This window comes from Erythrobacter litoralis, assembly GCF_029760855.1.
Taxonomy (GTDB): domain Bacteria; phylum Pseudomonadota; class Alphaproteobacteria; order Sphingomonadales; family Sphingomonadaceae; genus Qipengyuania; species Qipengyuania litoralis_A.
Window position 1 is genome coordinate 128,506 of the sequence record NZ_SOSI01000002.1, and the last position, 12,965, is coordinate 141,470.

The window sequence follows — 12,965 nt, forward strand, 5'->3', positions numbered from 1 at the left end:
CGCAAACACGGTCCGGGAAAAGCCTTCGAGGCCACCGTATCCGGCAAGGCGGAGTCCGATCAAGGTAAGGTAGGAGCCAGCCGTCGCGCACCGCAACTTGTCGAGCAAATCAAGAAAACTTGTTTTGCTCACCGGTCACACTCCCCGAACACCACGTCGATCGCGCCCAAAATGGCGGTCGCGTCGGGCAGCATATGGCCGCGGCACATCATGTCCATCGCCTGCAAATGGCTGAAGGCCGTCGGGCGGATCTTGCAACGATAGGGTTTGTTCGACCCATCGCTTACCAGATAAACGCCGAACTCGCCCTTGGGGCTTTCGGTCGCAACGTAGACCTCTCCGGCGGGCACGTGGAAGCCCTCGGTGTAGAGCTTGAAGTGATGAATCAGTGCTTCCATCGACTGCTTCATCTCCGCACGTTTTGGCGGAGCAACTTTGCGGTCGTCGCTCGCGATCGGTCCGGTGGGAATCTGTGCGAGGCACTGCTTGATGATTTTCTTGCTCTCGTAAACCTCGTTCACGCGAACCATGAAGCGATCGTAGCAGTCGGAATTCGTGCCGACGGGGATGTCGAACTCCATCCGGTCGTACACCTCGTAGGGCTGCGACTTGCGCAAGTCCCACGGGATGCCGGCGGCGCGGATCATCGGGCCGGAGAAGCCCCATGCCAGCGCGTCTTCCTTGCTCACCACGGCGATATCGACATTGCGCTGCTTGAAGATGCGGTTGCCGGTGACGAGGCTCATCGCATCGCCGAACAGTTCGGGAAGGCGATTGTCGAGCCAGTCTCCTATATCGACCAGCAGCTTTTCCGGCACGTCCTGGTGGACGCCGCCCGGGCGCAGATAGGCATGGTGCATCCGCGCGCCGCTCATCCGCTCGAAGAAGTTCATGCAATCTTCGCGCAGCTCGAACACCCACAGGTTCGGCGTCATCGCACCGACGTCCATGACGTGCGCACCGATGTTGAGCATATGATTACAGATGCGAGTCAGCTCGGCGAAAAGTACGCGTAGATACTGAGCGCGCTCAGGCACTTCGATGTTGAGCAGCTTCTCGATCGCGAGGACGTAGCTATGCTCCATGCAGAGCGGACTACAATAATCGAGCCGGTCGAAATAGGGCAGCGCTTGCAGATAGGTCTTGTTCTCGATCAGCTTTTCGGTGCCGCGATGCAGCAGGCCTACATGCGGATCGACGCGTTCGATGATCTCACCGTCCAGTTCCATGACCATGCGCAGAACGCCGTGCGCGGCAGGGTGCTGCGGCCCGAAATTGATCGTGTAGTTGGTGATCGTTTCGTCACCGGTGGTGGGCGACTCTTCGATTTGCAGGGCGTGGCTCATGCGCAGATCCAATTGCCGGAGTAGCTTTTCCGCGTACCCGCCGCATCCGCGACCGTAATCCGGGCACGCCGGCTTTGTCCGGCGGCACCGGTGGGCTGGACGGAAACGGTCACGCCCTCTCCGGTGAAGGTCGTGCCGTTCTTGATGCTGTCGAGGCCGCCCGGCCCGCTGTCGAGCAAGGTCAGACCGTCACCTACACGGATCACGGCCTTGCCGGGAATGCTGCCGTCGCGAAGGCCCGCTGCTATAAGCATCTCGCGCGAACCTTCCATGAACGTGCAGCCGCCTTCGCGCGGGCCGAGATTGACGTTGGCGATATCGCCGAGCTGCTGGAGCTGGGTGACATCGGCGCCCTGCGGCGGTGCGGTCTCGGCTGTGTTAGGCAGATCCATCCTTCGCTGCGAGGATTCAGGCGCGCCACTCTGTTCACCACCGCCGATGCGCGCCGCGAAATCGTCGGCACCTTCTTGTTCGGCTGCGGGTTCCTGCGAGCAGGCGGCAAGCGCACATGCTGCGACCATTGCGAAGGTAAACCGCATCAGTCCTTGACCTCCTTCGGCGTGGTAGCAGCCGGCGTATCAGTAGTTTCACCCTCGCGCTTTGCACGATCGGGACGGTCCTCGGTCGGCTCGGGCGGCGGGGTGCGATCTTCACCGCCATTCTCTTCGGCAGGAGAGCCGGCGCTGACCTTCTCATCGGCCTTAGCATCGGCTTCTGGACCAGCTCCGGTGTCCTTCGTACTTTCCGTTACCTTCGGATCGTCGACTGGCGGGGTGGACGCTTTTTCGTCGCCGGGCAGCACGTAATCCGCGCCCTCCCAAGGCGAGAGGAAATCGAACTGGCGCAAGTCCTGCGCGAGCTGGACGGGTTCGTACACAACGCGCTTTTCGTCTTCCGAATAGCGCAGTTCCACATAGCCGGTAAGCGGGAAGTCCTTACGGAAAGGATGTCCCTCGAACCCGTAATCGGTGAGGATCCGGCGGAGGTCGGTGTTGCCGTCGAACAGCACGCCGTACATGTCGAACACTTCGCGTTCCAGCCACCCGGCATTCGGCCAAACGCCGGTAAGCGTCGGCACCGGGGAGTCTTCACTCGCCCGGACCTTGACCATGATGCGGCTGTTCTTTGTCACCGAAAGCAACATGTATACGACTTCGAACCGCTCCGGCCTGCCCGGATAATCGACCCCGGCGATTTCCATGAGCTGCTGGTATTCGAATTCGTCGCGGAGCATCCGTAAAACGTCGGCGATGCTTTCGCGGCGCACGCGAAACATCAACTCGCCATGCTCGTCGTGCGCATGCTCGAGCGCATCGCCGATCGCGTTCGACAAGGTTGCCTGAAGCCCGTCGATCTGCGTGAAGCGCGGGGCAGAGTGCAGCGTCGTCATCGCCTGAACCTCAACGCTCGATCGTGCCGACGCGGCGAATCTTCCGCTGCAATTGCATCACGCCATACAGCAGGGCTTCGGCCGTGGGCGGGCAGCCCGGCACGTAAATATCGACCGGAACGATCCGGTCGCAACCACGCACGACGCTGTAGCTGTAGTGGTAATAGCCGCCGCCATTGGCGCAGCTACCCATGCTGATGACGTATTTCGGGTCCGACATCTGGTCGTAAACCTTGCGCAGTGCAGGCGCCATCTTGTTGCACAGCGTCCCCGCCACGATCATCACGTCGCTCTGACGCGGGGAGGCGCGCGGGGCGACCCCGAACCGCTCCATATCGTAGCGCGGCATATTGACGTGGATCATTTCGACCGCACAGCAAGCAAGCCCGAAGGTCATCCACCATAGCGAGCCGGTGCGCGCCCACTGGAACAGGTCCTCGGTACTGGCGACAAGGAAGCCCTTGTCGTTCACTTCGGTCTGGAGCGCGTTGAAATATTCTTGGTCCGGCTGGCGCACATTGCCGGGCTTCGCCGTCGGCTGGATATGGGCGTCGCGGCCATGCGGGCTGGTGGTCATCTGTTCGGCCATCGGATCACTCCCACTCCAGCGCGCCGACTTTCCAAGCATAGGCGAAGCCGACGATCAGTTCGCCGAGGAACACCATCATCGTAATCCAGCCTGGCCAACCGGTCAGATCGAGGCTGACCGCCCACGGAAACAGGAACGCCGCTTCGAGGTCGAAGATGATGAACAGGATCGCGACGAGGTAGAACCGCACGTCGAACTGGCTGCGCGGATCCTCGAAGGCAGGAAAGCCGCACTCGTATTCGCTCAGCTTTTCCGCATCGGGATGGTGGCTACCGGTCAGGCGCGAAACGCCCATCGGCAGGAACACGAACGCCGCCGACAGGGCGACCGCGATGAACAGGAAAATAAGTATGGGTAGGTATTGACCGAGATCGACCACGCGCGATTCCAAATTTCAAGCTGTTTTCCGGCCTGCACCTAGGCCTCGGAGGGCTGAAACGCAAGGGTCGCAACCAGGGTGATGCGCCTATCCGTCGACCTTGCTGTGGGTTTTTTTCGCAGATGCGAAAACCTCGCGACCGATACCGGCGAGATAAAGGTTCAGTGCGACCGTCACCACCGCCATTACGACGGCCGCGCCCATTGCGCCATACCGTCCGGTAAACACAATTACGCCGATCAAAGTCGCTGCGGTCGCGACAATTGCGCTCCACAGAACCTGTCGTTCGCGATCCGCCAGGGTAAGTAGCACGCCAAGGGGGCCGCAGGCATTGAAGAGCGCTTGCCCAAGTGCGAGGACGAGCAGGACAGGTGCGAAGTTGCTATAGGCTGGGTCGAATAGGGCTAGGAGATCGGCTCCGAAGAACAGCAGGACGATCATGAAGGCGGCGCTCGTCCCGCCGGCGACAATGGACGCGGTGCCGAAGACCCGCTTCGCTTTGTCGAAATCGTTCGCCGCGAAGGCGCGCGAAATCTGCGGGCCCATCGCCGTATTGATCGCGACCGAAACCATTAGCAGAACCGAAGCGAGCCGCTGAGCAGAGAAAAACGCTCCGGCAACCTCCGGGCTGATCATGAGCCCGACGACGATCGTTCCGAGCTGCCCCCGAGCGGGCCAGATCAGACCGAGGCCCCAGAAAGACCAGAACGACGCGTTCATATCCGCGTTCAAGCCATTCCGATCGAGGCCCTCGTCACGGACGATACGGCGCCAGTCCATAGCGAGGCGGAGAATTTGTATACCGAGCGCGATAAGCAGGAGGGCGGCGGTCCATGCGATCAGTGCTGATGCGGAAAACAGGTCCGCGCGAAAGGTGATTGGGGCGTAAAGGAAGAGGGCAGCGCCGAAAAAAACGATCATAAATCCGCGCCAAAGGATATCGCGCGGCCACATGCCTGCCAGCAACATGCCGCGGGCGCGGAAAAAGCTCGAAAAAAATTCCGCTAGGCCGAGCAAAATGCTCAGAGCAACGGTCCAGAGCACCAAAGGCAAATCGATCGTTAGTCCGATATCGCCAGCCAGAGCGGAGAGCACGAACCACACCGGGATGGCGGCACCGAAAGCGGCAAGCGCGATCAGACCGATCCTGCGCAGGGCCAGCCCCGTGACGTAACCTCCCGCCGCCGACATCGGTCCTTCCTCGCTGACGCGCGGGTAGACCTTCAGGATCGCCGTGTGCTGGCCACCCACGATAACGTAACAGGCCAGCATCGCGATCGAGAACAGGATCGAGAACAAGCCGTATTGCTCGGCCGACGCGGCGCGCGCGATAAAGATGAAGCAGGCGAAGGTCAGCAGCCCCCCGCCCCCCTTCATCGCACCCGATATCAGAAGCTGGAACAGCAGGCCGCGCCGCTCGCCGGGCGATCGTGTCATGGGTTGTCGCGTGTTCGAACGGCCGGATTAGCGCTTGCGGCCGTAGGGCGGCTTCAGCCCGCCAAGCTTCGCGACATCGACCCTGGCCTGCGTGTAGATGCTGCGCGCATGACTGAACTCGCGGAAGCCCTCCACCCCATGATAGCTGCCCATGCCTGAAGGACCCACGCCGCCGAACGGGAGATCGTCCATCGAAACGTGAAAAATAACATCATTGACCGTGACGCCGCCGCTAATCGTGCGTTCGAGAACCTTCTCGCGTTCGCCGCTATCCTCGCCGAAGTAATACAGGCCGAGCGGACGGTCATGGTCGTTCACGTAATCGATCGCATCGTCAATCCGGCTATAGGTCTTGACCGGGAGGATCGGCCCGAAAATTTCCTCCTGCATCGCCTTCATGTCCTCGGTCACGTTACGCAGGATCGTGAGCGGCATCTTGCGGCTGTTGGTGTTCGAAAAATTCTCGTCGCCGGGATTGATCTCGATAACTTCAGCGCCCTTCTCTCGGGCATCTTCGATCAAACCCTTCAACCGGTCGAAATGCTTGTCGGTCACGACGCTCGCATAATCCTCGTTGTCTAACAGGCTCGGATACATGTTCGCCGTACCTTGCCAGATACCGTGGATCGCTTCGTCCTGCCTGCTTTCCGGCACATACAGATAGTCGGGCGCGAGGCAGATCTGCCCGGCATTCAGCATCTTGCCCATTGCGACCTTTTCGCCGGCCTTCGCGAAATCCGCGCTCTCGCCCATGATCACAGGGCTTTTACCGCCCAGCTCCAGCGTGACCGGAACGAGGTTGGCCGCCGCGGCTTCCATCACCTTGCGCCCCGTGGCAGTCGAACCCGTAAAAACGAGGTGGTCGAAGGCCAGACCGCTGAAGGCCTGCGCAACTTCCGGGCCGCCGGTGAAGACAACGCATTCGTCGGCTGTATAAAATTCCTCGACCAATTCCTTCATCAAAAGGCTTGTTTTCTCGGTGAATTCGCTCGGCTTGATCATCGCGCGATTACCCGCGGCAAACACCTGCATCAGCGGCCCAAAGGTCAGGTTGACCGGGAAATTCCACGGGCTGAGAATGCCGACGACGCCTTTGGGCTCGTACCGCACCTCCGCCTTCGCGCCCAGTAAGCTTAGCGGAAATTGCAGGCTGCGCTTATCGGGCTTGGCCCAATTCTCGATATATTTCAGGCAGTATTTGCCGAAATTGACCGTTCCTTCGATATCGGTTTTCATCGACTGATGGGGTGAGCGATTGCCGAAATCTTCCGCCATCACGGTGCACAGGTCGGAAGAATTGTCGTTCAGAAGTTTGATCGCGCGCTCGATCCGGTCGCGCCGCAGCGCCATCGGCTCGGGACGCATCTGATGATGGGCGGCCCGCTGCCGCTTCAGCACGGCGTTCATCTCGTTCGTCCGGTCGTCTGCCATCATCGTCTCCATTTGATTTCGTGCGGTCCGCGGCCTAAATCCTGCGGCATATCCACCATCGCTTCAAGCGATATGCGTTTCACAAACCGAGGACCAGCACAACCATGACCCAGTTCGCCGCGAACGATCCCGTCGTCATTCTATCTTACGCACGGACGCCCATGGGCGGCATGCAAGGCGCTTTATCCGACGCTTCGGCGACCGACCTCGGAGCGACGGCGGTGAAGGCGGCGGTCGAGCGTTCGGGCGTGCCGGTCGATAAGTTCGACCGCACCTATATGGGCTGCGTCCTCCCCGCGGGCCTCGGCCAGGCGCCCGCCCGGCAGGCGAGCATAAAGGCCGGTCTGCCGAAATCGGTGCAGGCCACCACGGTGAACAAGGTCTGCGGCTCCGGCATGCAGACGGTCATCATGGGTGCCGAAGCGCTGGCCAGTGGTTCGATCGACTATGTCGTCGCCGGCGGCATGGAAAGCATGACCAACGCGCCTTACCTGCTCAAGAAGCACCGCTCGGGGGCGCGCCTCGGCCACGATACGGCCTACGACCACATGTTCCTCGACGGGCTGGAAGATGCTTACGAAGAGGGCCGCGCGATGGGTACGTTTGCGCAGGAAACGGCCAACGAATACCAGATGACGCGTGAGGAGATGGACGATTATTCCATCGAGTCCCTTCGCCGCGCCAACGCCGCGATCGAAAGCGGTGCCTTCGCCGATGAGGTGGTGCCGGTCACCATGTCGACGCGTAAAGGCGATGTCACCGTCGAGCACGATGAAGCGCCCGGCAAGGGCAATCCGGACAAGATCCCGCAGCTCCGCCCCGCCTTCGCGAAGGACGGCACGATAACCGCGGCGACGTCCAGCTCGATCTCAGACGGTGCGGCCGCCGTCGTTCTCACGCGCCAGAGCTGTGCAAACGATAATGGCCAGCAACCGGTCGCCCGGATCGTCGGGCTGGCGGCGCATGCGCACGAGCCGGAAAAGTTCACCACCGCCCCTATCGGCGCGATCGAGAAAGTGCTCGAACAGGCCGGCTGGAAAGCCGACGACGTCGAGCTGTGGGAAGTGAACGAGGCGTTCGCCTGCGTCGCCATGTTCGCGATGCGCGACATCGGTATTCCGCATGACAAGATCAACGTAAACGGCGGCGGCACCGCGCTCGGTCACCCCATCGGGGCAAGCGGAACTCGCATCATCGTGACCCTGCTCAACGCGCTGAAGCAGCAAGGAAAGACCCGCGGCGTGGCTTCGCTATGCATCGGCGGCGGCGAAGCCACGGCGGTCGCGGTCGAAATGGTTTGAGCGAAACGTCCGACAAAAAGACAGCGGCATCGAATTGCCAAGTTAGTCGGAACGGAATCCGGCGCGCTACGTAACAATGTCGCTTCACACCGATGAAGGGCGGTCTTTCAAGGCCGCCCTTTTTCGTTTGAGACGGCCCATTTGATGTTCGGCTATTAGGGCGCGCCGTCGCCCCATAGCCGGTTTTCCTCAATCCAGCCTCTCCGGCCATCGATCTCCACAGCGCACCACCCGTCCTCGCATTTTCCGAGCGCGCCCGATACGCCCGGCTCGACCCGCCATTTCAGCTCGGCCGTATCGCTGCTATCGGCGCGCATATCGGCAAGGCCATCGCCAACGACGATGGCCCCGCGATCTGGGCTCAGCAAACGGGCGACAACCCAGCCTTTGTCCCCGTCGGAATCTTCGATCAGCCGCCAGCCTTCCATAGTGCGCAGTACTTTGACCGGCAGCCCCGCGCGGCGATACACCCAGGCGACCCGGTACTCGGCGCTCGGCCCTACCCGCATGTTCAGTTCGGTTGCGCGGACTGTCGCCCAGTAAGGGACTTCGCGATCCTGCGCCTGGAGCGACGAAAATGAGAGGGATATCGCCAACATGGCCAAGGAGAAACGGAGCGATTTCATGTCCGTGCCCTTTACGGATCGCGGTTGGGCCTCGCAAGCAACTTGACCGCGCCCGTGCCGCCGCATTAGCCCAGCGGGAATGGACACTCCACTGCCTTCGAACTTGCCCGGACATTCCCGACTAGACCGCACGCCGCACGTCGTCGTGACACGCCATTTGGAACCGGCCGTCGAAGCGCGCATGGTGCAGTTATTCGAAACACGCCTCAACGCCGAGGATACGCCGTTCTCTCGCAACATGCTGCGTGAGGCGATGGCGAAGTACGATGTTATCGTGCCCACGGTTACGGATTCGATCGATGCGGACCTGATCGAAAATGCCGGACCGCGCCTGAAGCTGATCGCCAGCTTCGGCGCAGGCACCGACCATATCGACCTCCAAGCGGCGGCACGGGCGAAAATCCTCGTGACGAATACGCCCAGCGTCTTCACCGACGATACCGCCGATCTTGCGATGGCGATGATCATCGGCGTGCCGCGCCGTGTGCGCGAGGGCGTGGAACTGGTGCGAAGCGGCGAGTGGACCGGCTGGGCGCCGACCGCGCTTCTCGGCCGGAAGCTGGCGGGCAAGACGCTCGGGATCGTCGGCATGGGCCGGATCGGACAAGCGGTGGCGCACCGGGCCCGCGCCTTCGGGCTTGAAATCGCCTACCACAACCGCAAGCGCCTGCCAGAAGCGGTCGAGCGTATGTTCGGCGCAACCTATTTTGAAGGTCTCGACGATCTTCTGCGCACGGCAGATATCGTTTCGCTGCACAGCCCGGCCAATCCGGACAGCCTACGCATGATCGATGCGAGGCGTCTGGGCCTGATGAAACCCGGGGCGAGCCTGGTGAATACCGCCCGCGGCGATCTGGTGGATCAGGAAGCGCTGATCGCTGCGCTGGAAAGCGGGCACCTCACAGGGGCTGGACTCGACGTCTATCCCGAAGAGCCGAATGTAGACGAGCGCCTGTTGCGCCACCCGAATGTCATGACCCTGCCCCATATCGGCAGCGCGACGCGCGAAGGGCGAGAGGACTCCGGAATGAAAGTCATCGCCAACATCCGCATGTGGGCGGATGGTCACAGGCCGCCCGATCAAGTGTTGAGCGGGCTGGCCTGAACCGCTGGATCTAGTCCCCCGTCAAAATCCGCTCGACCAACTGCTTCACTGTCGGCGTAAAATTGTTCGAGTAGAACGGGTCTTGCTTGAAGCGATAGGCCGCGTGGCCGGCGAAGGAGAGGTTTTCGTCCGGGTCGCCCCCGTGGGCGATGTCCTGCAAGGTCTTCTGAATGCAAAAGCTGCGCGGATCGGCGAGGCGGCCGGTGGTGTGGTTGTCGTGATCCTTCCAGCTCGAGAACTGACAATGCGAGAGGCAGCCCATGCAGGCCTGTTGGTCTTCGCGGATCTGCTCGGCGCTGGCGGGCGTGGTGAATACGACCGTATCGTCGGGCGTCTTCAAGGCTTCGGTAAACCCTTCATGCATCCATGCCTGCGCTTTGCGCTGGTCGCCGGGGTGAACGAAGAAATACTTCGCCTTCCCGTGATCGGCGAGCGGTATGGTGCCTTCCTCCTCGTCGCGTTTGAAGATCGGGATCTGCCGCTCGCTGCGGTGCATCAGATCGTAAAGGAATGGCGTCTTCACTGCGCTGGAATAGAAACCGGTTGGCGAGAATTTGTGCAGAAGCACGTCGCCCGGTTCCACCGTGCGGAGCATGTCCTTCCAAACCTGCGGAATGGGACTTTCTTCGGTCAGCAGGGGGCGCGTGCCGAACTGGAAGGCGATTTTGCCGAGTTCGGGATTGTCGATCCAGTCGTTCCATTCGCGCAGGAACCACACCCCGCCCGCCATGACGATGGCGACGTCTTCGGACACACCCTCGGCCCTCATGGTATCCCGCAATGCCTTGACGCGCGGATAGGGATCTTCGGGGCTGCGCGGATCTTCGGCATTGGATAGGCCGTTGTGACCGCCGGCGAGCCATGGGTCTTCATAGACCACCGCCGCCATAAGCTCGGGCACCTTGGAATAGCTGCGCTTCCAGAGCGCGCGAAAGGCGCGGGCCGAACTGATGATCGGCAGGTAATGGACGTTGTACTTCGCGGCAATCTCGGCAAGCTTGTACGGCATTCCCGCCCCGCAGGTGACGCCCGTCACGAGGCCGGGGCAGTTTTCGAGGACGCCTTCGAGCACCTGCTGCGCCCCGCCCATTTCCCACAGGACGTTGATGTTTATCGCGCCACGACCGTCGGCGATCTCGTGCGCAAGTTTCACCTGCGTGGTCGCGCCGTCGATGGCGTAGCGAACGAGCTGTTCGAAGCGCTCCTTACGCGTGGCCTGCGGATAGACTTGCGGGATCGGGTTCCCGTCTTCGTCATAGGTGTCGGCATTAACAGCGCTGACCGTCCCGATGCCTCCCGCCGCGGCCCATGCGCCGGAACTGGCGTGATTGGTGGCGGACACGCCCTTGCCGCCTTCCACCAGCGGCAAGACTTCGCGGCCGCCGTAGGTGATGGGGTTGAGACCCTTGAAGCTCATGATACTCTTTCTTCCTCGCCCGCCTTCGCGACCGGTTATCCGCCCGCTTGCGAACTTTCATTGCGGCACGGCTTGATGTCTTGCGGTACAGGCCTGTTAGCGCCTGCCTTGAACTGTGCATAGTAGCCCGACAATTGCGGCGCATCTCGGAAGGCGACCAGTTCGTATCCGACCTGCCGGAATTCGCAGGACAGAAGAAGCGGGTCGATGCCGTGCTGATCGGTCGGCCGGTCGATATCTACGACCACGACTTGCCCGCCATCGCGCAAAGCTGGCCACATCCGCCACAGAAACTCGTAAGGCTGCGCGATCTCGTGATACATGTGGACCATGAAAATGCGATCGAAACTGTCGGGAGGAAGCTTGGGGTCGCCCTCACTTCCACCGCGGATCGAAATATTTTCAAGCCGTTCACGTTCGACGCGGCGCGCAAGGCGGTCGAGTGCTTCGCGATCGATATCTTGGGCAAGGACGCGCCCGTCGGGGCCGACCCGTTCGGAGAGGCGTACGGTATAGTAGCCATTGCCCGCGCCGATATCGGCGACGGTCATGCCCGGCTCGATCTTGGCCAACTCCATCACCGTCTGTGCTTCGCCGCGGCTGTCGCGCTGGTCCTCGGTCGAGAACTGGTTCGATCCGAGACCGGAAACGGGCCGATCGGGCGGCGGAAAGTTGGCCGCAGAGCTTCCGTCGGAACCCGCCGCGTTGCAGGAGGCAAGCAGCGCAAAGGACAGCACTGCCGCACCGACCCGCATCATTCGGTATCTTCCACTTCGACGGTCTCGCCGGTTACCCGCTGCGCAAGCGCCGCGGAGATGAATGGGTCAAGCGCGCCGTCCAGCACGTCGTCGGGTGTCGGAGAAGTGACGCCAGTGCGCAAATCCTTGACCATCTGGTATGGCTGCAGGACGTAGCTGCGGATCTGGTGTCCCCACCCGATTTCGGTCTTGCTCTCGTATTCCGTGCCTGCCGCCGCCTCGCGCTCCGCCATTTCGCGCTCGAACAGCCGCGCTTTCAGCATGTTCATGGCCGTGGCGCGGTTCTTGTGCTGGCTGCGGTCGTTCTGGCTGGCCACCACGATACCGGTGGGTTGGTGCGTGATGCGCACGGCGGAATCAGTCGTATTGACGTGCTGCCCGCCCGCCCCGCTCGCGCGGTAGGTGTCGATTTTCAAATCGGACGGATTGATCTCGATATCGATATCGTCGTCGATGACCGGGTAGACCCAGACCGAACTGAAACTGGTGTGCCGCCGCGCGCTGCTATCATACGGGCTGATGCGAACGAGGCGGTGGACGCCGCTTTCCGTCTTTGCATAGCCATAAGCATTTTCGCCCTTCATCAGCAGCGTCGCGCTTTTGATGCCGGCCTGATCTCCGGCTTGGTATTCGACCGTCTCAACCTTGAAGCCGCGTCGTTCGGCCCACCTCGCGTACATGCGGAAAAGCATTTCAGCCCAATCCTGGCTTTCGGTCCCGCCCGCGCCGGCATGGATTTCGAGATACGTGTCGTTTCCGTCGGCTTCTCCCGATAGCAAGGCCTGTACCTTGTCGCTGTCCGCCCGGTCCGCCAGCCTCTGCAACGTCGCTACGCCCTCGTTCGCGACCTCGTCATCGCCTTCCTCTTCGCCCATCTGGACGAATTCTATGGCGTCGTCCATTTCGCTCTCGATCTCGCGCACTGTCTTGATCGCAGTTTCGAGGCGCTTCTGTTCCTGCGTTATCGCCTGCGCTTCCTTGGGATCGTTCCAGAGATTGGGATCCTGCACACGCGCATCGAGCTCGTCGAGGCGGCGCAAGGCGCGTTCCCAATCGAGCGACTGGCGCACCAGTGCCAATGCAGCCTCGATACGGTCGATATTGGCCTGCCCTTCGGCACGCATGGACTTTCCTCTCGATCAGTGAAGCCGCTCACCTAGTGCGCGCCAGCCTTTTGTAAAGCCGA

At 61.4% G+C, this 12,965-nt stretch carries 13 protein-coding genes; 2 read left to right on the top strand and 11 right to left on the bottom strand.

Annotated elements, in window-relative coordinates:
• Nucleotides 1–128: 128 nt before the first annotated feature.
• From E3U23_RS03535 to E3U23_RS03565, 7 genes are all read right to left on the bottom strand, one after another.
• Entirely contained in the window at nucleotides 129–1,346 is a 1,218-nt protein-coding gene (locus E3U23_RS03535; RefSeq protein WP_279349826.1) for an NADH-quinone oxidoreductase subunit D, read from the bottom strand.
• Nucleotides 1,343–1,885 (bottom strand): hypothetical protein, encoded by a 543-nt coding sequence (locus E3U23_RS03540; protein ID WP_279349827.1) that lies wholly within the window; start codon nucleotides 1,883–1,885, stop codon nucleotides 1,343–1,345. The genes E3U23_RS03535 and E3U23_RS03540 overlap by 4 nt, the downstream gene beginning before the upstream one ends.
• Nucleotides 1,885–2,736: an NADH-quinone oxidoreductase subunit C gene (locus E3U23_RS03545; protein WP_279349828.1), complete on the bottom strand. Its 852-nt coding sequence runs from the start codon at nucleotides 2,734–2,736 to the stop codon at nucleotides 1,885–1,887. Before E3U23_RS03545 ends, E3U23_RS03540 begins: the two co-directional genes overlap by 1 nt.
• A 10-nt stretch (nucleotides 2,737–2,746) precedes the next feature.
• A complete protein-coding gene (locus E3U23_RS03550; protein WP_431732661.1) occupies nucleotides 2,747–3,313 on the bottom strand; it encodes a NuoB/complex I 20 kDa subunit family protein in 567 nt (188 codons plus the stop codon).
• A gap of 16 nt (nucleotides 3,314–3,329) precedes the next feature.
• A complete protein-coding gene (gene ndhC, locus E3U23_RS03555; protein ID WP_279349830.1) occupies nucleotides 3,330–3,704 on the bottom strand; it encodes an NADH-quinone oxidoreductase subunit A in 375 nt (124 codons plus the stop codon).
• An 87-nt stretch (nucleotides 3,705–3,791) separates the two neighbouring features.
• On the bottom strand, nucleotides 3,792–5,141 hold the full coding sequence (locus E3U23_RS03560) for a lipopolysaccharide biosynthesis protein (protein ID WP_279349831.1): 1,350 nt from the start codon (nucleotides 5,139–5,141) through the stop codon (nucleotides 3,792–3,794).
• A gap of 27 nt (nucleotides 5,142–5,168) precedes the next feature.
• Nucleotides 5,169–6,572 (bottom strand): coniferyl aldehyde dehydrogenase, encoded by a 1,404-nt coding sequence (locus E3U23_RS03565; protein WP_279350238.1) that lies wholly within the window; start codon nucleotides 6,570–6,572, stop codon nucleotides 5,169–5,171.
• 104 nt (nucleotides 6,573–6,676) lie between these two features.
• On the opposite strand from E3U23_RS03565, the gene E3U23_RS03570 reads away from it, so the two are divergent.
• On the top strand, nucleotides 6,677–7,873 hold the full coding sequence (locus E3U23_RS03570) for a thiolase family protein (RefSeq protein ID WP_279349832.1): 1,197 nt from the start codon (nucleotides 6,677–6,679) through the stop codon (nucleotides 7,871–7,873).
• A 155-nt stretch (nucleotides 7,874–8,028) separates the two neighbouring features.
• Here E3U23_RS03570 and E3U23_RS03575 read toward each other — a convergent pair whose 3' ends face one another.
• The gene (locus E3U23_RS03575; RefSeq protein WP_279349833.1) at nucleotides 8,029–8,499 is read right to left on the bottom strand and encodes an SH3 domain-containing protein; all 471 of its coding nucleotides are present in this window, start codon (nucleotides 8,497–8,499) and stop codon (nucleotides 8,029–8,031) included.
• 79 nt (nucleotides 8,500–8,578) lie between these two features.
• Here E3U23_RS03575 and E3U23_RS03580 point away from each other — a divergent pair, with 79 nt between their 5' ends.
• Entirely contained in the window at nucleotides 8,579–9,604 is a 1,026-nt protein-coding gene (locus tag E3U23_RS03580) for a 2-hydroxyacid dehydrogenase (protein WP_279349834.1), read from the top strand.
• Nucleotides 9,605–9,614: 10 nt separating this feature from the next.
• On the opposite strand, the gene E3U23_RS03585 is transcribed toward E3U23_RS03580, so the two are convergent.
• From E3U23_RS03585 to prfB, 3 genes are read right to left on the bottom strand one after another with little or no spacing between them, the layout of a single operon-like run.
• The gene (locus E3U23_RS03585; RefSeq protein WP_279349835.1) at nucleotides 9,615–11,021 is read right to left on the bottom strand and encodes an NAD(P)H-dependent flavin oxidoreductase; all 1,407 of its coding nucleotides are present in this window, start codon (nucleotides 11,019–11,021) and stop codon (nucleotides 9,615–9,617) included.
• 35 nt (nucleotides 11,022–11,056) lie between these two features.
• On the bottom strand, nucleotides 11,057–11,776 hold the full coding sequence (locus tag E3U23_RS03590) for a class I SAM-dependent methyltransferase (RefSeq protein WP_279350240.1): 720 nt from the start codon (nucleotides 11,774–11,776) through the stop codon (nucleotides 11,057–11,059).
• Entirely contained in the window at nucleotides 11,776–12,903 is a 1,128-nt protein-coding gene (gene prfB / locus E3U23_RS03595) for a peptide chain release factor 2 (RefSeq protein ID WP_279349836.1), read from the bottom strand. The genes E3U23_RS03590 and prfB overlap by 1 nt, the downstream gene beginning before the upstream one ends.
• Nucleotides 12,904–12,965: the final 62 nt, after the last annotated feature.